Annotated in this window: 1 pseudogene; it reads right to left on the bottom strand. The window is 69.3% G+C overall.

Annotated features, from left to right (window positions below):
- Positions 1–81: 81 nt before the first annotated feature.
- Positions 82–283 (bottom strand): annotated as a pseudogene (locus EN859_RS37530) (succinate--CoA ligase subunit alpha); the annotation flags it as partial.

Below are 283 nucleotides of genomic sequence, written 5' to 3'. Positions count from 1 at the left end.
GAAGCGTTGGTGGAAGGCCAGACGAGCCGACCCCCACCGCCTTGCACTTTGGCAGTTGCCCGCCCGCCGCCTGACCGTCTTTCAGGCCGCCCTCTTCGACCGCGCCAGCGTCTCGGCCACGACCTCGCCGAAGGAGGCAGGGGTCGGCACGATGACGACGCCGGCTTCCTTCAGGATCTCGACCTTTTCCTGCGCCGACTCGCCGAAGGCCGAGATGATGGCGCCGGCATGGCCCATGCGGCGGCCCTTCGGCGCCGAAAGGCCGGCGATGTAGGCGATCAGC

This window comes from Mesorhizobium sp. M00.F.Ca.ET.216.01.1.1 (assembly GCF_004010325.2).
Classification (GTDB): Bacteria; Pseudomonadota; Alphaproteobacteria; order Rhizobiales; family Rhizobiaceae; genus Mesorhizobium.
Note: the sequence above shows the minus strand (reverse complement) of the source record. Positions and strands in the feature narration are given on the sequence as shown.